The 18,877-nt window shown below is 73.1% G+C and carries 19 protein-coding genes; 13 read left to right on the top strand and 6 right to left on the bottom strand.

Annotation, left to right across the window (positions count from 1 at the left end):
• The first annotated feature begins 11 nt into the window (after positions 1 to 11).
• From MOX02_RS00745 to MOX02_RS00715, 7 genes are all read left to right on the top strand, one after another.
• On the top strand, positions 12 to 791 hold the full coding sequence (locus MOX02_RS00745) for an enoyl-CoA hydratase-related protein (RefSeq protein WP_147023790.1): 780 nt from the start codon (positions 12 to 14) through the stop codon (positions 789 to 791).
• Positions 788 to 1,639, top strand: a complete 852-nt coding sequence (locus MOX02_RS00740) for an SDR family NAD(P)-dependent oxidoreductase (RefSeq protein WP_147023789.1) — start codon at positions 788 to 790, stop codon at positions 1,637 to 1,639. The genes MOX02_RS00745 and MOX02_RS00740 overlap by 4 nt, the downstream gene beginning before the upstream one ends.
• A gap of 16 nt (positions 1,640 to 1,655) precedes the next feature.
• Entirely contained in the window at positions 1,656 to 2,516 is an 861-nt protein-coding gene (locus MOX02_RS00735; RefSeq protein ID WP_147023788.1) for an SDR family oxidoreductase, read from the top strand.
• An 8-nt stretch (positions 2,517 to 2,524) separates the two neighbouring features.
• Positions 2,525 to 3,529 (top strand): magnesium transporter CorA family protein, encoded by a 1,005-nt coding sequence (locus MOX02_RS00730; protein WP_147023787.1) that lies wholly within the window; start codon positions 2,525 to 2,527, stop codon positions 3,527 to 3,529.
• 138 nt (positions 3,530 to 3,667) lie between these two features.
• Positions 3,668 to 5,176, top strand: a complete 1,509-nt coding sequence (locus MOX02_RS00725; protein ID WP_147023786.1) for an ATPase domain-containing protein — start codon at positions 3,668 to 3,670, stop codon at positions 5,174 to 5,176.
• Entirely contained in the window at positions 5,173 to 6,261 is a 1,089-nt protein-coding gene (locus tag MOX02_RS00720) for a sensor histidine kinase (protein WP_147023785.1), read from the top strand. Before MOX02_RS00725 ends, MOX02_RS00720 begins: the two co-directional genes overlap by 4 nt.
• A gap of 50 nt (positions 6,262 to 6,311) precedes the next feature.
• The gene (locus MOX02_RS00715) at positions 6,312 to 7,067 is read left to right on the top strand and encodes an SOS response-associated peptidase (RefSeq protein ID WP_147023784.1); all 756 of its coding nucleotides are present in this window, start codon (positions 6,312 to 6,314) and stop codon (positions 7,065 to 7,067) included.
• Between the two features lie 7 nt (positions 7,068 to 7,074).
• Here the strand turns inward: MOX02_RS00715 and MOX02_RS00710 are convergent, their stop codons facing one another.
• The 3 genes from MOX02_RS00710 to MOX02_RS00700 form a co-directional block, all read right to left on the bottom strand.
• A complete protein-coding gene (locus MOX02_RS00710) occupies positions 7,075 to 7,353 on the bottom strand; it encodes a hypothetical protein (RefSeq protein WP_373866703.1) in 279 nt (92 codons plus the stop codon).
• A 65-nt stretch (positions 7,354 to 7,418) separates the two neighbouring features.
• Positions 7,419 to 8,666: a class I SAM-dependent RNA methyltransferase gene (locus MOX02_RS00705; protein WP_147023783.1), complete on the bottom strand. Its 1,248-nt coding sequence runs from the start codon at positions 8,664 to 8,666 to the stop codon at positions 7,419 to 7,421.
• A complete protein-coding gene (locus MOX02_RS00700; protein ID WP_147023782.1) occupies positions 8,663 to 9,409 on the bottom strand; it encodes a TlyA family RNA methyltransferase in 747 nt (248 codons plus the stop codon). The genes MOX02_RS00705 and MOX02_RS00700 overlap by 4 nt, the downstream gene beginning before the upstream one ends.
• 126 nt (positions 9,410 to 9,535) lie before the next feature.
• Here MOX02_RS00700 and MOX02_RS00695 point away from each other — a divergent pair, with 126 nt between their 5' ends.
• Positions 9,536 to 10,081, top strand: coding sequence for a superoxide dismutase family protein (locus MOX02_RS00695; RefSeq protein WP_147023781.1), 546 nt, complete (start codon positions 9,536 to 9,538; stop codon positions 10,079 to 10,081).
• A gap of 51 nt (positions 10,082 to 10,132) precedes the next feature.
• Here MOX02_RS00695 and MOX02_RS00690 read toward each other — a convergent pair whose 3' ends face one another.
• Positions 10,133 to 11,500 carry an MFS family transporter gene (locus tag MOX02_RS00690; protein WP_147023780.1) on the bottom strand — a complete coding sequence of 456 codons (1,368 nt, stop codon included), beginning with the start codon at positions 11,498 to 11,500 and terminating at the stop codon, positions 10,133 to 10,135.
• Positions 11,501 to 11,785: 285 nt separating this feature from the next.
• Between MOX02_RS00690 and MOX02_RS00685 the strand changes: the two genes are divergently transcribed.
• Complete coding sequence (locus MOX02_RS00685) at positions 11,786 to 12,673, top strand: DUF1236 domain-containing protein (protein ID WP_147023779.1); 888 nt, start codon at positions 11,786 to 11,788, stop codon at positions 12,671 to 12,673.
• A gap of 34 nt (positions 12,674 to 12,707) precedes the next feature.
• Here MOX02_RS00685 and hrcA read toward each other — a convergent pair whose 3' ends face one another.
• Positions 12,708 to 13,745, bottom strand: coding sequence for a heat-inducible transcriptional repressor HrcA (gene hrcA, locus MOX02_RS00680; protein WP_238179907.1), 1,038 nt, complete (start codon positions 13,743 to 13,745; stop codon positions 12,708 to 12,710).
• A 433-nt stretch (positions 13,746 to 14,178) separates the two neighbouring features.
• Between hrcA and rph the strand changes: the two genes are divergently transcribed.
• From rph to MOX02_RS00660, 4 genes are read left to right on the top strand one after another with little or no spacing between them, the layout of a single operon-like run.
• Positions 14,179 to 14,904, top strand: coding sequence for a ribonuclease PH (gene rph / locus MOX02_RS00675; RefSeq protein ID WP_147023777.1), 726 nt, complete (start codon positions 14,179 to 14,181; stop codon positions 14,902 to 14,904).
• Entirely contained in the window at positions 14,901 to 15,530 is a 630-nt protein-coding gene (gene rdgB / locus MOX02_RS00670; protein ID WP_147023776.1) for an RdgB/HAM1 family non-canonical purine NTP pyrophosphatase, read from the top strand. Before rph ends, rdgB begins: the two co-directional genes overlap by 4 nt.
• Entirely contained in the window at positions 15,527 to 16,786 is a 1,260-nt protein-coding gene (gene hemW, locus MOX02_RS00665) for a radical SAM family heme chaperone HemW (RefSeq protein WP_147023775.1), read from the top strand. Before rdgB ends, hemW begins: the two co-directional genes overlap by 4 nt.
• A 9-nt stretch (positions 16,787 to 16,795) precedes the next feature.
• Positions 16,796 to 17,641, top strand: coding sequence for an EamA family transporter (locus MOX02_RS00660; RefSeq protein ID WP_147023774.1), 846 nt, complete (start codon positions 16,796 to 16,798; stop codon positions 17,639 to 17,641).
• Between the two features lie 26 nt (positions 17,642 to 17,667).
• Here MOX02_RS00660 and MOX02_RS00655 read toward each other — a convergent pair whose 3' ends face one another.
• Positions 17,668 to 18,876 carry a penicillin-binding protein activator gene (locus MOX02_RS00655; RefSeq protein ID WP_147023773.1) on the bottom strand — a complete coding sequence of 403 codons (1,209 nt, stop codon included), beginning with the start codon at positions 18,874 to 18,876 and terminating at the stop codon, positions 17,668 to 17,670.
• Position 18,877 lies beyond the last annotated feature (1 nt).

Raw genomic sequence — 18,877 nt, 5'->3', positions numbered from 1 at the left:
GGACGACCCTCATGAGCGAGCACGTCAGCGTCACGGATCACGGCCCCGTTCGGGTGATCCGCATGGACCGGCCGGAGAAGAAGAACGCGCTCACCGGCGCCATGTACGAGCCCATGCGCGAGGCGCTCCTCTCCGCCGACGCGGACGGGTCCGGCATCGGCGCGGTGCTGTTCGCGGGCGGGACCGGCGTGTTCACTGCCGGCAACGACCTCGCCGACTTCGTGGCGATGGCGGACAGGCCCTTCTCCGAGTCGCCGCCCTTGCGCTTCATCCGGCAGCTCGCCCGCACCCGCACGCCGATGGTGGCGGCGGTGGACGGGATCGCGGTCGGCGTCGGCACCACGCTGACGCTGCACTGCGACCTCGTCTACGCGAGCCCGACGGCCCGCTTCCGGATGCCCTTCGTGGAGCTCGGCCTCGTGCCGGAGGCGGCGTCGAGCTACCTCCTGCCGCGCCGCGTCGGCACCCTGCGCGCCACCGAGATGCTGATGCTCTCGGAAGCCTACGACGCGGACACAGCGGTCGGGCTCGGCCTCGCCAACGCGGTCATCCCCGCAGACATGCTGGAGGAGCACGCGATGGCGCAGGCGGTGCGCCTCGCCGCCCTGCCGCGGGGCGCGCTCGCGGCCACGCGCCGGCTGATCCGCGGCGACCAGGCGGCGGTCGAGGCGGCCTTGGAGGCCGAGGCCGTGGCCTTCGACGCGCAATTGCGCTCGGCCGAGGCGCAGGACGCGTTCCGGGCCTTCTTCGCGCGGGGCGCCGCGAGGCCCAAGACGGACGCGGCCGCGTGAGCGGGCCCGACCTCCGCGGACGGGTCTGCCTCGTCGCGGGGGCCTCGCGGGGCGTCGGGCGCGGCCTCGCGCGCGGGCTCGGCGAGGCGGGGGCGACCGTCATCGTCACGGCCCGCTCCAGCGAGACCGGCGCGCGCACGGAGATGCGGCCGGAGGCGATCGAGGACACCGCCCGCGAGGTCGACGCGGCCGGCGGGCGCGGCCACCACTACCTCTGCGACCACACCAGCGAGCGGGCGGTCGACGAGATGGTGCACTGGACGCTGCGCCGCTTCGGCCGGATCGACGTGGCGGTGTCCAGCGTCTGGGGCGGCAACGAGGGCTACGACGGCACCCGCTACCCGGACGGGGCGGCCTGGGGCACGCCGTTCTGGCGCCGCTCGGCCGAGCCCTTCGGGCGGTTCCTGGAGACCGGCCCCCACGCGGCGCTGCTCCTCGCCCGCGCGGTGGCGCCCGCCATGGTCTCGGCGCGCAGCGGGCTCATCGCCCTCGTCTCCTTCGGCACGGAGGAGGGCTATCTCGGCGACCTCTTCTACGACCTCGCCAAGGCCGCGACGAACCGGCTCGCCCTCGGCTTCGCGGAGGAGTTGCGGCCCCACGGCGTGACGGCGCTCGGCCTCTCGCCGGGCTTCGTGCGCACCGAGCGGGTCCGCGACCTCGGCCAGGACGGGCGGGCCACCGAGAGCCCGCTCTACGCCGGCCGCGCGCTCGCCGCGCTCTGCGCCGACCCGGACGTGGCGGTTCGGGCCGGGCGGGTCCTGCACGCGGGCGATCTCGCGCACGAGTACGGCTTCACCGACGCGGACGGCACGAGGCCGCCGCGCTTCCGGGTCGGCCAGCAGAACTGAGAAGGGGGAGGACGCGATGGACGGATCACTGAAGGGCAAGACGCTGTTCATCACCGGCGCCTCGCGGGGCATCGGCCTCGCGATCGGCCTGCGCGCCGCCCGCGACGGGGCGAACGTCGCCATCGCGGCCAAGACCGACGCGCCGCACCCGAAGCTCGAGGGCACGATCCACACCGCCGCCGCGCAGATCGAGGCGGCCGGCGGGCGGGCGCTGCCCCTCGTCGTCGACGTGCGCGACGAGGACAGCGTGGCGGGCGCCGTCGCGCGAACCGCCGAGACCTTCGGCGGCATCGACATCGTGGTGAACAACGCGAGCGCGATCTCGCTGTCGCGCACGCCGCAGACCGAGATGAAGCGCTTCGACCTGATGCATCAGATCAACACGCGCGGCACCTACATGGTCTCGAAATACGCGATCCCGCACCTGGAGAAGGCGTCGAACCCCCACATCCTGATGCTGTCGCCGCCCCTCGACATGCAGGAGAAGTGGTTCGCGCCCCACCTCGCCTACACGATGGCGAAGTTCGGCATGTCGCTCTGCGTGCTCGGGCTCGCGGGCGAGCTGCGCCGCGCCGGCATCGCGGTCAACGCCCTCTGGCCGCGCACCACGATCGCGACGGCGGCGGTCAACAACCTGCTCGGCGGCGAGGCCCTGATGCAGGCGAGCCGCACGCCCGAGATCATGGCGGACGCTGCCCACGCCCTGTTCCTGATGCCCTCCCGCGAGGTCACTGGCCGCTTCCTGATCGACGACAGCTTCCTGGCCGAGACCGGCGTCACGGACTTTTCAAAATACCGCGTCACACCCGGCGTTCCCCTTGCGCCGGACTTCTTCGTGCCGGATGCGAGCGTACCGCCACCGAACGCGTTCGCCTGAGAGACCACGTGATCTTCATCCACCAGCCGGCCGCCGGCGCCGGGCAGATCCTGCTCGATCGCCGGCCCCTCGACCTTCAGGACCCGATCCCCGACGACACCGTCTGGCTCGACATGATCCGCCCGACCCGGGAGGAGGACCTCAAGGTCGAGGCCTTCATGGGCATCCAGGTCCCGACCCGCGAGGAGATGAAGGACATCGAGCCCTCGGAACTCCTCTACGTGGAGGAGGGGGCCCGCTACATGACGGGCCGGGTGCTCAGCAAGGTCAGCGATTCCGAGGATCCGGGGCTCGCCGGCATCACCTTCATCCTGCGTGAGAACCGCCTCGTCACCGTGCGCTACGAGGAGCCGCAGGCGTTCCGGATGTACACGCAGCGCGCCGGCCGCACGACGGGCAACGGCCCCTCGACCACCACGTCGGGCGAGACCATCCTGGCCGGGCTGATCGAGGCGGTGATCGACCGCGCCGCCGACGTGCTCCAGCTCCAGGGCGAGCGGATCGACCGGCTGTCGGGCAAGATCTTCGAGGTGCAGGACGATCCGAGCGTGCGCAACACCGCCCTTCAGGACACGCTGCGGGCGCTCGGGCGGCACGGGGACCTGATCTCGAAGCAGCGCGAGAGCCTCGTCTCGATGGAGCGCATCCTGCTCTCGCTCTCGGCGACCTACCGCACCAACAAGGCCCCGCGCGAGCTGCGCGAGGACGTGCGCTCGACGCTTCGCGACCTCCAGTCGCTGGAGGAGCACGCGACCTTCCTCTCGACCAAGATCCAGTTCCTGCTCGACGCGACGCTCGGCCTCGTGAACCTCGAGCAGAACAACATCATCAAGCTGTTCTCGGTCATGGCGGTGGTGTTCATGCCGCCGACGCTGATCGCCTCGATCTACGGCATGAACTTCAAGGCGATGCCGGAGCTCGAATGGCATTTCGGCTACCCGATGGCGGTGATGATGATGGTGGTGGCCGCGGTGCTGCCCTACGTCTTCTTCCGCTGGAAGAAGTGGCTCTGATCCCGCCCGGATCCTGCAGGCCCGGGTTGTGAACACGCCTCGCTTGGCTCTCCCCGGTGCTGCGGATAGACACGGAGATCCCGCCCGCGGATCCGCGTCCGCGCGCAGGCGAGACCAGCAGCGTCGAGACCGGATGGCATGAGTGGGACGAGTGGGATCGCCGACAAGGCGAAGATCGGGATCGACGGCCTCGACGACGTGCTCCTCGGCGGCTTCGTGCGGGACCGGCTGTACCTTCTGGAGGGCAGTCCCGGCACCGGCAAGACCACGGTCGCCTTGCAATTTCTCCGCGAGGGTGCGGCCCGCGGCGAGTCGACCCTCTACATCACCCTGTCGGAGACCGAGGAGGAGCTGCGCGAGACCGCGGTCTCGCATGGCTGGACGCTCGACGAGAACATCGAGATCTTCGAGCTGATCCCGCCGGAGAGCCTGCTCGACGCCAACCAGCAGCAGAGCCTGCTCTACTCCTCGGATCTCGAACTCGGCGAGACGACCCGCCAGATCTTCGACACCGTCGATCGCATCAAGCCGCACCGGATCGTGCTGGACAGCCTGTCCGAGATCCGCCTGCTCGCGGGCTCGTCGCTGCGCTACCGACGCCAGATCCTGGCGCTGAAGCACTATTTCGCGCGCCACGCCATCACGGTGCTGATGCTCGACGACCTGACCGCGGACAGCCTCGACAAGACCGTGCACAGCGTCGCCCACGGCGTGATCCGTCTGGAGGAGCTGGCGCCCGAGTACGGGGCGCAGCGGCGTCGCATGCGGGTGATCAAGTACCGCGGCCAGAACTTCCGCGGCGGCTTTCACGACTTCACGATCCTCACGGGCGGCGTTCAGGTCTTCCCACGCCTCGTCTCGCTGGAGCACAAGACCGGCTTCGAGCGGGGCCGCCTCCTCAGCGGCATCGCCGAGCTCGACTCGCTCCTGGGCGGCGGCGTGGAGAAGGGATCGAGCGCGCTCATCCTGGGGCCGGCCGGGACCGGCAAGTCGCTGTTCGCCGTCCAGTACGTCCTGGCCGCGATCGCCCGCGGCGAGCGGGCCGCGATGTTCATCTTCGACGAGGAGATCGGGCTTCTGTTCGAGCGCACGCGCCAGTTGGGCTACGACCTGGAGGGCTTGCGCGACGACGGCAGGCTGCTGATCGAGCAGGTCGACGCGGCCGAACTCTCGCCGGGCGAGTTCGCCCACAGCGTCCGCACCCTCGTCGACCGGCACGGGGTCAAGACGGTGGTCATCGACAGCCTCAACGGCTACCAGGCCGCGATGCCGCACGAGAATTCCCTGGTGCTGCACGTCCACGAGCTGCTGCAGTACCTCAACCGCCAAGGGGCGACGACCTTCCTCACGGTGGCGCAGCACGGCCTCGTCGGCGACATGCAGACGCCCGTCGACGTCACCTACCTCGCGGACGCGGTGATCCTGCTGCGCTACTTCGAGGCGTTCGGCCGGGTGCGGCGGGCGATCTCGATCGTCAAGAAGCGGGCCGGCGCTCACGAGGACACGATCCGCGAGTACCGGATCAGCGGCAGCGGACTGACCATCGGCGACCCCCTCGAGGGATTCCAGGGCGTCCTGCGCGGCATCCCGACCTTCGTCGGCACGGAGAGGGACCTCGACCGGCCGAATCGCGGGGAGGGCGCGTGACGCGGCCCAACAACCCGCATTCCGAGCGGGCCCTGATCCTCGCACCGCTGGGGCGTGATGCGGCCATCGCGGCCTCGCTGCTCGGCGAGGCGAACATCCCCTCGGTGATCTGCGCCAACCTGCAGGAGCTGCACCGCGGCCTCGTCGAGGGCGCGGGCCTCGGTCTCCTCACCGAGGAGGCGGTCCGCACCGCCGATCTCGGGCCGATACGCCAGTGGATCGCCGCGCAGCCCCCCTGGTCGGACCTGCCCTTCATCCTCCTCACCGGGCGGGGCGGCGGACCGGAGCGGAACCCGGCCGCGGCGCGCCTGTCCGAGATCCTCGGCAACGTCACCTTCCTGGAGCGGCCCTTCCATCCGACCACGCTGATCAGCGTGGCCCGCACGGCCCTGCGCGGACGCCACCGCCAGTACGAGGCGCGGGCACGGCTCGAGGAACTGCGCGAGGGCGAGAGCCGGCTGAAGACGGCGCTCACCGCCGAGCAGCGCGGCGCCGAGCACCAGCGGCTGCTCATCGACGAGCTGAACCACCGGGTGAAGAACACGCTGGCCACCGTGCAGTCGATCGCCACGCAGACTCTGCGCAACGCCGAGACCGGCGACGAGGCCTACGCGTCGCTGGAGACGCGTCTCCTCGCCCTGTCGCGCGCCCACGACGTGCTGACCCGCGAGAGCTGGGAGGGGGCCGACCTCGTCGAGGTGGTGGCGCAGGCCATCGCCCCCTATCGCGGGCGCGGGACCGAGCGGTTCCGGATCTCGGGGCCGGACGTGCGCCTGTGCCCGAGGATGTCGCTCGCCATCGCCATGGCGATCCAGGAACTGGCGACGAACGCGGTCAAGTACGGGGCACTGTCCAGCGAGTCCGGGGCAGTCGAGATCGACTGGAGCGTGCGCAATGGTTCGGTGCCGCCGCGCCTCGCCTTCCGCTGGAGCGAGGTGGGTGGGCCGACCGTGCGCCCGCCCAAGCGCCGGGGCTTCGGCTCCCGCCTGATCGAGCGCAACCTCGCCCGCGATCTTGACGGAGCGGTGGAGATCCGGTTCGAGCCGGCCGGCGTCGTCTGCACGGTGGACGCACCGATCGCCTGAGGCGCGGACGGAAGGGCTGAGGCGAAGGTCTCGGGCGAAGGGCTGAAGCGATGTGCGGACGGTTCTTCATCTCGCAGGCCCCGGAGATCTTCCGGGAGTTCTACGGCTACCCGGAGCGGCCGAACTTCCCGGCCCGCTACAACGTGGCCCCGACCCAGCCGGTGGCGATCGTCCACGCGGAGGGCGGCGAGCGGCATTTCCGGCTCGTCCGCTGGGGCTTCTGGCCGGGCTGGCTCAAGGACCCGAAGGGCTTCCCCCTCGTCATCAACGCCCGCGTCGAGACGATCACCGAGAAGCCGATCTTCCGGGGGGCTCTTCGCCATCGCCGCTGTGTCTTCCTGGCGGACGGGTTCTATGAGTGGCGGCGGGAAGGCAGCGGCCGCGCCGCCGTGAAGACGCCCTACATGATCCGGCGGGCGGACGGGGCGCCGATGGCGCTCGCCGGATTGTGGGAGACCTGGGCCGGCGCGGACGGGTCCGAGATCGACACGGCCGCGATCGTCACGACGGGCGCCAACGGCACGATGGCGGCGGTGCACGACCGGATGCCCGCGATCCTCGCGCCCGAGACGATCGAGCCCTGGCTGGACACGCGGGGCGTCGACCCGGGGCCCGCCGCAGCCCTGTGCCGGCCCTGCCCGGACGCGTGGCTGCGCCTCGACCCCGTGAGCGCCCGCGTCAACGACGCGCGCCACGACGACCCGAGCCTGATCGAGCCGGTCGGCCGGCCCCAGCCCGCCGCGCCGAAGCCGGACCAGCCGCCGCCGCGCTCCAGCGACGAGGACGCGCAGGGCGCCCTCTTCTGAGGCGCCGTCAGTTGCAGCCCTGGCAGATGCTGCGCTCGATCCGGTCGTCGGCGGAGCGCTCCCGGCGCTGCTCGGCCGCGCTCGGCACCTCGCCGGGCCCGAGCGAACCCGGCGGCTTGGTGACGCCCTCGGAGTTCGTGTAGGGCGCCGTGATCGTGGAGCGGGGGCCGCCGCCGGTGCCCGTGCGGTCCGGCGCCGTGTTGGCCTCCTGGGCCAGCGGCATGCCCGTCGGGGCGAGGACGAGACAGAGCCCGACGGCTCCGCGGGCGAGGCTTCGAGCAAGCATGGCTGTCTCCTTCGCCCGCAGAACGCGGCGGCGGGCGTTTGGTTCAGGGTCCGGGACCGTACCCTTCAGCGCCGGCGCCTCATCGCCGGGCGGCGGAAGACGCCGACGAGCTCGACATGGCCCGAATAGGCGAACTGGTCGACGGGCGTGACGCGCTCCAGCGCGTAGCCGCCCGCCACCAGCGCCGCGGCATCGCGCGCGAAGGTCCCCGGATCACAGGAGACCATGATCACCTGCGGCACGCGGCTCTGCGCGAGCTGCGCGGCCAGAGCCTGAGCGCCCGCCCGCGGCGGGTCGAGCACCACGGCGTCGTAGGCGTCGGCCTCGTGGGCGAGGAGCGGCCGGCGGAAGAGATCGCGCCGCTCCACGCTCACGCGGCGCAGGCCCGTGGCGGCGCGCGCGGCCCGGTCGAGGCTCGCGAGCGCCGCCGCCTCGCCCTCGACCGCGTGCACCTCGGACCGGCGCGCGAGCGCCAGGGTGAAGGGGCCGCTGCCCGCGAACAAGTCGGCGACGCGCTTCGGCCGCCCCTCCAGCGCGTCGAGCACGAGGTCCGACAGGATCGCCTCACCGGTCTGCGTCGCCTGCAGGAAGCTGCCCGGGGGCGGCACGCGCGGCAAGCCGGCCGAGAGGATCGCGGGCTGGCGGCGCTCCACCACCGTGTCGCCGTGAAGCGCCAGGCGGGCGAGGTCGAGCTCCTCGGCGAGCCGCACCAGGGCGGCGCGGACGCCCTCGCTCACCGGGCCGTGGCCGCGGATGTCGACGTCGAGCCCCGCGAGCGTCGCCGTCACCGCCACGTCGAGCGGCTTGCGGCCGTGGCCGAGAGGCGCCGAGAGCCGGCGCGCGACCTCGGGCGCCCCGTGCAGGGCCGGCACGGTGATGGGGCAGTGGTCGATCGCCACCAGGGCATGGCTGCGGGCCGCCATCAGGCCGGCCTCGGCCCGGCCCTCGACCGCGCGCACGTGCAGGGTGATGCGCCGCCGTCCGGGCGCGGCGGCGTCGCGCAGGGGCTCCGGCTCGAGGTCGAGGCCGGCCTGGGAGAGCGCGCCCGTCACGAGGCCGCGCTTCCAGCCGGCGTAGGGCACCGGCGCGAGATGCTGCACCGCGCAGCCGCCGCAGCGCCCGAAATACGGGCAGAACGGCGCGATTCGGTCGGGCGAAGGCGCCTCCACGGCCACGAGCTCGGCGCGCGGCCCGGCACGCCGGATCGCGACCTGCTCGCCCGGCAGCGCGCCCGGCACCGGCGTCCCGTCCTCGGCGATGCCGTCGCCGCGTGCTCCGAGATGCCGGATCGTGACGGTAACGGCCTCGCTCACGCTGCCTCTCCCCGGCGCCCACCGATCAGGAACTCGCGGTTGCCGTCGCCGCCCTCGACCGGGGAGGGGACGAGGCCGAGCACCGCGACGCCGAGCCCTTCGAGGCAGGCCCGCACCTCCGCGCAGACCGCCGCGTGCACGGCCTCGTCGCGCACGATGCCGCCGCGGCCGATCCGCTCGCGGCCCGCCTCGAACTGCGGCTTGACGAGAGCGGCGAGGCGCGCGTCCGGCGCGAGGAGCGGCACCAGGGCCGGCAGGACGAGGCGCAGGGAGATGAAGCTCACGTCGACCGTCATCAGGTCCGGCGGCAGGGGGATCGCGCCGCGGTCGAGGCCCCGGGCGTCGGTGCCCTCCAGGCTCGTCACCTGTGGGTTGTCGCGCAGCGCCGGGTGGAGCTGGTCGCGCCCGACATCGACCGCGTAGACGTGGGCGGCACCGCGCCGCAGGAGCACGTCGGTGAAGCCCCCCGTCGAGGCGCCGACATCGAGGCAGACGAGGCCGCGCGGGTCGAGTCCGAAGGCGTCGAGGGCGGCCGCGAGCTTCACGCCGCCGCGGGAGACGTAGGGGTGCGGCGCCCGCGCATCGATTCGCGCACCCGCCGCGATCCGGTCGGAGGCGCGGGCGACGGGCCGGCCGTCCGCGCTGACGAGGCCGGCCTCGATGGCGGCCTGCGCCCGGGCCCGGCTCTCGAAATGCCCGCGCTCCACGAGTAGCCGGTCGGCCCGCTGCCGCTCCCCCGTCATGTCGTCCGGATGTTCCCGCACAGAGTGTGGTCAAAGCGCCACCGGAACCCTGGGTTCTAGCGGCGGGCCCTGTCGAAGGGCGAGCCCGGCGCCTAACTAGCTCAGCGTGGAGAGGAGAGCCATCACATGAAGCATCTGCCGCTGCTCGCGTGCCTCGCGAGCCTGACCCTGCCCACGATCGCCGCCGCCCAGACCGCCGAGACGCCCGCCAAGCCGGCCGCGCCGCAGACGTTCGAGAGCGAGATCAAGAACAACAAGGGCGAGTCGATTGGGACGATCAAGATCCGCGACGGATCGAACTCCCTGGTGATGCGCCTGGCCATCAAGGCCGGCGGCCTGCCGCCCGGCTGGCACGGCATCCACTTCCACGCGGTGGGCGACTGCTCGGACACCGAGAAGTTCGAGAAGTCGAAAGCGCACGTGAATCACGACCAGAGCAAGCACGGCCTCCTCAACCCGGACGGACCGGACGAGGGCGACCTGCCGAACGTCTATGCCAACGCCGACGGCTCGGTGAACGCGGAGGTGTCGAGCGAGACCCCGCTGACGGGCGAGGGCGGCCTCAAGGACGGCGACGGCTCGGCCCTCGTCATCCACGCCAACGAGGACGACCACGCCTCGCAGCCGATCGGCGGCGCCGGCGCGCGCGTCGCCTGCTCGGTCATCAAGTAGGGCGCCGCCTCCCGGGTCCGCGCGGGCGGGCCCGGGAGCGCGGTGCGGCGCTCAGGCGTGGGCGAGCCGGGGCTTGGCGCCGAGCGCCTCTTCCACGGTGCCGTCCCCGTCGAGGTAGCCGTGGCGCTTCGGGTTCGGCATGATGATCGAGGCGACGAAGGCGATCGCCAGCATCGCCGTCACGTACCAGAAGAAGCTCGCCTCGATCCCGTTCTCCTTGAACCAGAGCGCCGCAAACTCGGCGGTGCCGCCGAATGTGGCGTTGGCGAGCGCGTAGGAGAGGCCGACGCCGAGCGCCCGCACGTTGGTCGGGAACAGCTCCGCCTTCACGATGCCGCTGATGCCCGTGTAGAAGCTGATCACGGTGAGCCCCAGCGTGATCAGCGCGAAGGCGAGGTAGGGGTCCTTGTTGCCACCGAGCAGGGTCATCAAGGGCACCACCATCAGGGTGCCGAGCCCGCTGTAGAGCAGCATGTTCGCCTTGCGGCCGATCCTGTCGGACAGCGCCCCGAAGATCGGCTGGATCAGCATGTAGACGAGCAGCACGGAGGTCATCACCTGCGAGGCGGTGGTCTTCTCCATGTGCGCGGTGTTGACGAGGTATTTCTGCATGTAGGTCGTGAAGGTGTAGAAGCTCAGCGACCCGCCGGCCGTGTAGGCCAGCACCACGCAGAAGGCGCGCCAGTGCTTGCCGAGCTCCTTGAAGGTGCCGGCCTGCTCGCGGTCCGCGTTCTTGTCCATCGTCTCGGCGAGCGAGCGCCGCAGGTAGAGCGCCACCACCGCCGCCAGCGCGCCGATGAAGAACGGGATGCGCCAGCCCCAGGCCCGCAGGTCGGCTTCCGTCAGCATCGCCTGGAGCGAGACGAGCACGAGCGAGGCGAGGAGCTGCCCGCCGATCAGCGTCACGTACTGGAACGAGGCGTAGAAGCCGCGCTTCCCCTTCACCGCCACCTCGCTCATGTAGGTGGCGCTGGTGCCGTACTCGCCGCCGACCGAGATGCCCTGCACCATGCGGGCGAGGAGCAGCAGGATCGGCGCGGCCGCGCCCACCGTCGCGTAGGTCGGCAGCAGGCCGATCGCGAGGGAGCCCGCGCACATCATCAGGACCGAGATCACCATGGAGGTGCGCCGCCCGAGCCGGTCGGCGATGCGGCCGAACAGCCAGCCGCCGATCGGCCGCATGAAGAAGCCCACCGCGAAGATGCCCGCCGTCTGCAGGAGCTGGCTCGTCCGGTCGCCCTGCGGGAAGAAGGCCGGCGCGAAGTAGAGGGCGAAGAAGGCGTAGCAGTAGAAGTCGTACCACTCGACGAGGTTGCCGGAGGACGATCCGACGATGGCCATGATCCGGCGGCGGCGGTCGGCGGCATCGTCCTGCGCGGACGGCGCGATCCCGATGGAGTCAGGCAAGGACTTGTCCATGGGCGGATCCTCTGCGGCCTTCTGTGGTGATCGCTTCCGGTGGAAAATCTCGGGGCCGCCGTCCGCACGTTTAGCGGCTGGCATCTCATCCGAACAGGCGGTCGGGCTGCCGCGGGGGTTCGGGAGCGCGCGGAGCGTCACAGCCGGGCGCGGCGGCGCCGCGCGGGCTTCGCGTGCGGAGGGGGTTCGGCCCGGCCGGACCGGGGAACGGTTTCCTTCACCTTCTCGTTGCGGGCCTGAGCTGACGCCAGGGCGGCGTCGCCACAACGGGAACGGAACAACGCCATGAGCAAGCTCTTTCGGAGCACGGTGACGGCTGCCGTGCTGGTTCTGGGCGCAGCGACGGCCCTCGCGCAGGGCGGGGGCGCGGGCGGCGGAGGCGGCGGCGCCGGCGGTGGTGCCGGCGGCGGCGCGGGCGTCGGGGGCGGTGGTGCCGGCGGCGGAGCGGCGGGCGGTGGTGCCGGCGGCGCGGGCGTCGGCGGTGGCGGTGCCGGCGGTGGCGCGGGCATGCGCGGCGGTGAGGCCGGCGGCGCGGGCGGCGGCGCGGGCACGCGCGGCGGCGAGGGCGGAGCCGGCGGCGCGAGCACCCGCGGAGCGGGCGAGGGCGGCCGCGAGGGCGGCGCGGCCGGCCAGCGCGGCGGACGCGAGAATGGCGGGGCGGCGCAGCGCGGGACCGAGCCCGGCGGCCGGGACGCCGCCGGCGAGCGCGGCGGACGCGAGGGCTCGGGCGAGCGCGGTGGCCGCGAAGGTCGCGACGGCGCGGGCGAGCGCGGTGGCCGCGAGGGTCGCGACGGTGCCGCCGAGCGCGGCGACCGGGACGGCCGCGGCGGTGCGGCAGACCGCGACGGGCGCGGCGGACGCGAGGGCGCGACGGAGCGCGGCGGCGCGGCGAGCCGCACCGAGGCGCGGGGCGCGGTCAGCCGCCTCGACACGCGCCAGCGCACGGAGTTCCGCCAGTCGATCACCCGGGTCGGCGTCTCGCCGGTGCGGAACGTGAACTTCAGCCTCAACGTCGGCACGGCGATCCCGCGCTCGGTGACGCTGCACACGCTCCCGCCCGCGATCCTGACCCTGGTGCCGGCCTATCGCGGCTACCGCTTCATCCTGGTCGAGGACGACGTCGTGATCATCGATCCGGACACCTACGAGATCATCGACGTGATCCCGGCCTGACCGGGCTTCGGGGGCGGCGCTCGCGCGTCGCCCCTCAGCGCCCGCCGTCGAGGAGCTTCGAGACGACGCGGGCCGTGTAATCGACCATCGGCACGATGCGGGCGTAGTTCAGCCGCGTCGGGCCGATCACCCCGACGACGCCGACGATCGTCTGCGAGCCGTCCCGGAAGGGCGCGGCGATCATCGATGAGCCCGAGAGCGAGAACAGCTTGTTCTCGGAGCCGATGAAGATGCGCACGCCCTCGCCGCCCTCGGCGCGGGCGAGCAGGTCGATGACGTCCTTCTGCGTCTCCAGGTCGTTGAAGAGCAGGCGGATGCGCTCGAGATCCTCCACGGCGCGGAGGTCGTCGAGCAGGTTCGCCTGGCCGCGCACGATGAGCTGGCGGGCGTCCGACGGACCGACCGTGGTGGCGAGCCCCGCATCCACGAGACGCTCCGTGATGGCGTCGAGCTCGCGCTTCATCGCCTGCCGCCCGGCCTCGATCTCGGCCCGCAGCACGCTCAGAGTCCGCCCCTGCAGGCGCGCGTTGAGGAAGTTCGAGGCTTCCTGGAGCGCGCTGGCGGGCAGGCCCGCCGGCAGGTCGAGGAGGCGGTTCTCGACCGAGCCGTCGTCCGAGACGAGGACGACGAGGGCGCGGTCGCGGTCGAGCCGCACGAACTCGATGTGCTTGAGGTGGACGTTCTGCTTCGTCGTCACCACGACGCCGGCGCCCCGCGAGATGCCGGAGAGCAGGGTGGACGCCTCGGCGAGCGCGGATTCGAAGGTGTGGCGGGAGGCGGCGGCGCGCATCTGCGCCTCGATCAGCGCCTGCTCCTCGCGGCCGACGTCGCCGAGCTCCAGCATCGCGTCCACGAAGAAGCGCAGGCCCTGCTCGGTCGGCAGCCGGCCGGCCGAGGTGTGCGGCGCGAAGATCAGGCCCGCATGCTCGAGGTCGGCCATCACATTGCGGATCGATGCGGGCGATAGCGCCATCGGCAGGATGCGCGCGAGGTTGCGCGAGCCGACCGGCTCGCCCGTCGACAGGTAGCTCTCGACGATCTGCCGGAAGATCTCCCGGGCCCGCTCGTTCATCGCGGCGAGCGCCTGGAATTGCTGCGGGGAGGAGAGGGAGCGGGGAGGTTCTGTCACCGGGGGAGGTCCTGTCGGACGATTGTGTCGCCCCGATGCCGCCGGATCAACCGCGGCGCGGCGCCTTTGCCGGGGCGGTCGGTCGCAGAGGCCGGCATCGCGCCGATGATCCTGCCGGTGTTCGCCTTCGCCATGGCACGCGTGAGCAGCGCACGGTCCTCTCGTAGCCGGCCCCGTCGCGGCCTGCCGAGCGGGGTCCTGTTACAAGGTGTTGCCCCCGAACGTATTTGCAATGGCGCCCGCCGCGGCGCGTCTCGGATCAGGGCATCGCGGCGGAGGCCGCTCCGCGGAGCGGCGGCATCGGGTCGGGTTGCCGCCTCCGCCGGGCCGGCCTATGAGCGCAGCCCTGGCATCCGACAGGACAGGGAGAGAGGCGATGCGGCCCTCGAAGCGCGCGGCCGACGAGTTGCGCAAGGTCACGCTCGAGCGCGGGGTGTCGCGCTACGCCGAGGGGTCCTGCCTCGTCAGCTTCGGCGAGACGAAGGTCCTGTGCACCGCCTCGCTGGAGGAGCGCGGGCCGCCGTGGCTGCGCGGCTCGGGCAAGGGCTGGGTCACGGCAGAGTACTCCATGCTGCCGCGCGCGACCCACGATCGCACCCGCCGCGAGGTGACGTCCGGCAAGCCGTCCGGCCGCACGCAGGAGATCCAGCGGCTGATCGGCCGCTCGCTGCGCGCCGTGACGAACCTGCCGGCCATCGGCGAGCGCCAGATCACCGTCGATTGCGACGTGATCCAGGCGGACGGGGGCACCCGCACCGCGGCCATCACCGGCGCCTGGGTGGCGCTGAGCGACTGTTTCGCCTGGATGCAGAAGCGCTCGATCATCTCCGTGAACCCTTTGCGCGACCACGTCGCGGCGATCTCCTGCGGCATCTACCAGGGCACGCCGGTCCTCGACCTCGAATACGCCGAGGATTCGGCGGCCGAGACCGACGCCAACTTCGTCATCACGGGTTCGGGCGGCCTCGTCGAGGTGCAGGGCACGGCCGAGGGCAAGCCCTTCTCGGAGGCCGAGCTCCTGGAGCTGCTGCGGCTCGCCAAGGGCGGCGTCGGGCAGCTCGTCGCGCTCCAGAAGCAGGCGCTCGCGGGAGGCGCGGCGTGAGCCATCGCCTCCTCACCGGCCGCCTCGTCATCGCGACCCACAACGCGGGCAAGCTCGCGGAGATGCGCGAGCTGCTCGCCCCCTTCGGCATCGAGGCGGTGTCGGCGGGCGAGCTGAGCCTGCCCGAGCCCGAGGAGACGGGCACGATGTTCGCCGAGAACGCGGCCATCAAGGCGCTGGCCGCGGCGGAAGCCTCCGGGCTGCCCGCCTTCGCCGACGATTCGGGCCTGTGCGTCGACGCCCTCGACGGAGCACCCGGCCTGTTCTCGGCCCGCTGGGCCGGCCCGAAGAAGGATTTCTCGGGCGCGATGGCCCGCATCCTGGCCGAGCTCGACCGGCGCGGCGCCACCGACCGCCGGGCCCACTTCGTCTCGGCCCTCGTCCTCGCCTGGCCGGACGGCCACACCGAGCTGGCCGAGGGCCGCGTCTTCGGCGACCTCGTGGAGCCACGCGGCGCGGCCGGGTTCGGCTACGACCCGATGTTCCGCCCGGACGGGTTCGACCGAACCTTCGGCGAGATCTCGTCCGAGGAGAAGCACGGCGTCGACTGGCGGAGCGGCGCGGCCCTCTCGCACCGTGCCCGCGCCTTCGTGAAGCTGGCGGAAGCCTGCCTGCGGCGGGTATGAGCGGGCTCGCGCCTCCCCTGAGCGGCGACGCGTCCGGCGCGGAGCGTCGTGCGGTCGGCCCGGTATCCGCGCCGAACCTCGGCGGGGAGGGCGCGATCGACCATCCGACGCGCGACGTCGGCTTCGGCGTCTACCTGCACTGGCCGTTCTGCGCCTCGAAGTGCCCGTACTGCGACTTCAACAGCCACGTGCGGCAGGCGCCCGTGGACGAGGCGCGCTTCCTCGCGGCCTTCCGGGCCGAGATCGCGCACGCCGCCGCGCGCACCCCGGGGCGGCGCGTGTCGAGCGTCTTCCTGGGCGGCGGCACCCCCTCGCTGATGCAGCCCGCCACCGTGGCGGGCCTCATCGAGGCGATCGAGGCCCGCTGGGGCACGACGGAGGACGTCGAGATCACCCTCGAGGCGAACCCCACCAGCGTCGAGGCCGGCCGCTTCCGCGGCTACCGGGCGGCGGGGGTCAACCGCGTCTCGCTCGGCGTGCAAGCGCTGGACGACGCCTCCCTGAAGAGCCTCGGGCGCCTGCACACGGCGGAGGAGGCGCTGGCCGCGGTGCGCACCGCCCAGGCCCATTTCGAGCGGACCTCCTTCGACCTCATCTACGCGCGGCCCGCACAGACGCCGCGTGCGTGGCGGGCCGAGCTCACGGAGGCCATCGCGCGGGCGGCCGAGCACCTCTCGCTCTACCAACTCACCATCGAGCCGGGCACGCCGTTCTACGGCCTCGCCAGGGCAGGCCGCCTCACGCCGCCGGACGAGGAGGCCGCGCGCGCCCTCTACGACGTGACGCAGGAGGTCTGCGACCGGGCGGGCCTGCCGGCCTACGAGATCTCGAACCATGCCCGCCCCGGCGCGCAATCGCGCCACAACCTGCTCTACTGGCGCTACGGCGAGTACGCGGGCATCGGCCCCGGCGCGCACGGGCGCCTCGTCACGGCGGCGGGGCGGGTCGGCACCGTGACCGAGCGCGCGCCCGAGGCGTGGCTCGCCCGCGTCGAGGCGGAGGGCCACGGCATCGCGGAGACGGAGGCGCTCGCGCCCGACGACGAGGGCGACGAGTTCCTGATGATGGGCCTGCGCCTGAGCGAGGGGATCGACCCGGCCCGCTACGCCGCACTCAAGGGGCGCCCGCTCGACGCGAGCCGGGTCCGTGCCCTCGTCGGCGACGGGCTGCTGGCCGCCCGTCCCGGCGGCCGCATCGCCGCCACCGCCCGCGGCGCGCCGGTGCTGAACGCCCTCGTCGCCGCGCTCGCGGCCTGAGCGCCCGCGATGGCGATCCCGGCCATCCTTCCGGCGGGCACCCTGGGCCTCGTCCTCGTCGCGGCCTTCCTGCACGCGGCCTGGAACACGCTGCTGCGGGCGGGGACGGACCGGATCTGGTCCATGGCCACGATGAACCTCGCCATCGGGGCGCTCGGGCTCCTGGGGCTCGCCCTCTACGGCCTGCCGCCGGCGGGGCTTCCCTTCGCGGTCGCCTCGGGCGTCATACACCTCGCCTACAACCTCCTCCTCGTCGCCACCTACCGCAGCGGCGATCTCGGCCAGACCTACCCGATCGCCCGCGGCTCCTCGCCGGCGATCGTCGCCCTCGGCGCGGCCCTGACGGCGGGCGAGCATCCCGGCCTCCTCCCGAGCCTCGGCATCGGCCTCGTCAGCGCCGGCATTCTCGCCCTGGCCTTCGCCCGCGGGGGCCTCGGGCGGGGAAGCCTCGCCGCAGCGCTCGCCACCGGCTGCACGATCGCGGCCTACACGCTCGTCGACGGGCTCGGCGTGCGGGAAGCGGGCGACTGGCGCAGCTACACGGCGGCGATGTTCAGCTTCCACCTCGTTCTGCCCGGCTGGCTCCTCCTGCGACGGGGCGGCGGCTTCTTCCGGGTACCGGCCGGCGAGGCGCTGAAGGCGCTCGGCGGCGGCGCCATCTCGTTCGCGGCCTACGCGGCGGTGATCTTCGCCCTGCAGCACGGCGCGATGGGGGCGGTCTCGGCCCTGCGCGAGACGAGCGTCGTCTTCGCGGCCCTGCTCGGCCGGGCCTTCCTCGCGGAGCGGCTCACCGCGGGGCGCGTCCTGTCCTGCCTGGTGATCGCGCTGGGCGCCGCCCTGATCGGCGCCGGCTGACCGGAGCGCGGCCTCAGGTGCCCGACTCAGGTGCCCGACTTGCCGAGCGTCCGCGGGGCCGGGCTCACCACCGTGGCTGCGTTGTTGCGGATCTCGTAGACCGCGAGCGCCCGGTCGCTGGTGCCCTCCGGCCGGAAGCGGAAGGTGCCGTCGACGCCCGAGAAGCCGGCGCCGTTCGTCAGCGTCGATTCGGCGAAGCGCTGCGACCCGTACTGGCGGCTGAGCGCCGCCGTCAGCGAGACGGAATCGTAGGCGAGCGAGGCGACCCGCGGCGGGCTCGACCCGTAGCGGGCCTGGTAGCGGCCCGCGAAGCCGCCGAAGCCCGCCCGGTCGGCGGACGCGAACCACGCGCCCTGAAGCGCCGGCAGGGCGAAGACCCGCGGCTCGTTCCAGACGGCGGTGCCGAGGGGCCGGACCCGGCCGGGCGAGAAGCCGGCCTTCGTCAGAGCGGGCGCGACCGCGGCGAGCCCGTCCGGCGTCTCGGGCAGGAACAGGGCGTCGGCCTGCACGGCCGGCCCGGTGATGACGCCGGCGAGGCGCTGGATCGCGGGTTCCGGCGCGCCCGGCGCGTAGCGCTCGATCGCCGCGAGCCGCGCGCCCTTGCGCGCCACCGCCTCGCGGAATTGCGCCTCGACGGCGTTGCCGTAGCTGTTCTCCGGAATCATGGCCGCGAAGGAGCGCTTGCCGGCCGCCACCGCCTCCTCGACGACCCGGTCGACCTCGGATTGCGGCAGGAAGCTCAGGAGATAGACGCCCTTGGCCGCCACCGTCGCGTCGGTGGAGAAGGCGATGACCGGCTTGCCGGCCGCCCGCGCCGGGCCCGCGGCGGCCTGGACGTTCGCCGCGAAGAGGGGGCCGAGCACCAGTTCCGCGCCCTCGCCGATCGCGCCCTGCGCGGCCTCGCGGGCACCGTCCGGCGTGCCGCGGTCGTCCCGCACCAGGATCTGCAGGTCCGGCTGCTGGAACTCCTCCATGGCGAGTTCGGCCGCGTTGCGCATCGCGGCGCCGAGGGCGGCGCCCTGGCCGGTGAGCGGCACCACGAGGGCGACCTTGACGGTGCCGGTGCCGATCCGGCCGGGGGTCGCCACGGCGGGCGCGGCGCCCGGCTCGGGCGGCGCGGTGCGGGCCGTGCGCGGGCCGTCCGGTCCGCCGATGCAGGCGGAGAGTGCGACGAGCGGCAGCATCGCCGCGGCGATGCGGGCGATGGGGGTGCGCTGCGGGCGGGATCGCGCCATC

The sequence above is a fragment of the Methylobacterium oxalidis genome (assembly GCF_007992195.1).
Taxonomy (GTDB): Bacteria; Pseudomonadota; Alphaproteobacteria; order Rhizobiales; family Beijerinckiaceae; genus Methylobacterium; species Methylobacterium oxalidis.
This window is presented reverse-complemented; position numbering and strand designations above follow the sequence as displayed.

Excerpts from the sequence above, each read along its gene's own strand:
- MOX02_RS00690 (WP_147023780.1), bottom strand. The coding sequence starts at position 11,500 with ATGGACAAGTCCTTGCCTGACTCCATCGGGATCGCGCCGTCCGCGCAG.
- MOX02_RS00735 (WP_147023788.1), top strand. The coding sequence starts at position 1,656 with ATGGACGGATCACTGAAGGGCAAGACGCTGTTCATCACCGGCGCCTCG.
- rph (WP_147023777.1), top strand. The coding sequence starts at position 14,179 with ATGCGGCCCTCGAAGCGCGCGGCCGACGAGTTGCGCAAGGTCACGCTC.
- MOX02_RS00695 (WP_147023781.1), top strand. The coding sequence starts at position 9,536 with ATGAAGCATCTGCCGCTGCTCGCGTGCCTCGCGAGCCTGACCCTGCCC.
- MOX02_RS00715 (WP_147023784.1), top strand. The coding sequence starts at position 6,312 with ATGTGCGGACGGTTCTTCATCTCGCAGGCCCCGGAGATCTTCCGGGAG.
- MOX02_RS00725 (WP_147023786.1), top strand. The coding sequence starts at position 3,668 with ATGAGTGGGACGAGTGGGATCGCCGACAAGGCGAAGATCGGGATCGAC.
- hrcA (WP_238179907.1), bottom strand. The coding sequence starts at position 13,745 with ATGAACGAGCGGGCCCGGGAGATCTTCCGGCAGATCGTCGAGAGCTAC.
- MOX02_RS00660 (WP_147023774.1), top strand. The coding sequence starts at position 16,796 with ATGGCGATCCCGGCCATCCTTCCGGCGGGCACCCTGGGCCTCGTCCTC.
- hemW (WP_147023775.1), top strand. The coding sequence starts at position 15,527 with ATGAGCGGGCTCGCGCCTCCCCTGAGCGGCGACGCGTCCGGCGCGGAG.
- MOX02_RS00710 (WP_373866703.1), bottom strand. The coding sequence starts at position 7,353 with ATGCTTGCTCGAAGCCTCGCCCGCGGAGCCGTCGGGCTCTGTCTCGTC.
- MOX02_RS00745 (WP_147023790.1), top strand. The coding sequence starts at position 12 with ATGAGCGAGCACGTCAGCGTCACGGATCACGGCCCCGTTCGGGTGATC.
- MOX02_RS00700 (WP_147023782.1), bottom strand. The coding sequence starts at position 9,409 with ATGACGGGGGAGCGGCAGCGGGCCGACCGGCTACTCGTGGAGCGCGGG.
- MOX02_RS00685 (WP_147023779.1), top strand. The coding sequence starts at position 11,786 with ATGAGCAAGCTCTTTCGGAGCACGGTGACGGCTGCCGTGCTGGTTCTG.
- MOX02_RS00655 (WP_147023773.1), bottom strand. The coding sequence starts at position 18,876 with ATGGCGCGATCCCGCCCGCAGCGCACCCCCATCGCCCGCATCGCCGCG.